The sequence below is a fragment of the Haemophilus haemolyticus genome (genome assembly GCF_003493685.1).
Taxonomy (GTDB): Bacteria; Pseudomonadota; Gammaproteobacteria; order Enterobacterales; family Pasteurellaceae; genus Haemophilus; species Haemophilus haemolyticus_O.
In genome coordinates this window covers 1-338 of the sequence record NZ_QQJW01000040.1, presented here as the reverse complement: position 1 = coordinate 338, position 338 = coordinate 1, and the positions used below count along the sequence as shown (strand labels likewise).

Below are 338 nucleotides of genomic sequence, written 5' to 3'. Positions count from 1 at the left end.
CTGGCGGCGATAGTGCGGTGGAACCACCTGAACCATACCGAACTCAGAAGTGAAACGCTGTAATGCCGATGGTAGTGTGGGGCATCCCCATGTGAGAGTAGGGCACCGCCAGGTTACCAAATATATAAATTCAATAAAAACAGAAGAACCCCAGTTGGATGACTGGGGTTTTTGTTTTTTAGAAGTTTATACTTTAACAAAATAAGTTTAGATAAGGGGCTGTACTAGATAACTAGACCTAAATCCCCTTAACTAATTGTTTTAAAATGGAAATTTGAGATTTTATTTCACTGTTGTTAAAACGCCATTCACATTCCTTTAAATATAGCTCAAAATGC

At 38.8% G+C, this 338-nt stretch carries 1 rRNA gene and 1 pseudogene; one reads left to right on the top strand and one right to left on the bottom strand.

The window, feature by feature from the left end:
* Nucleotides 1–114: ribosomal RNA gene (rrf, locus tag DV434_RS10695) — 5S ribosomal RNA — on the top strand.
* A 124-nt stretch (nt 115–238) separates the two neighbouring features.
* Here the strand turns inward: rrf and DV434_RS10690 are convergent.
* Nucleotides 239–338: pseudogene (locus tag DV434_RS10690) on the bottom strand (IS1595 family transposase); the annotation flags it as partial.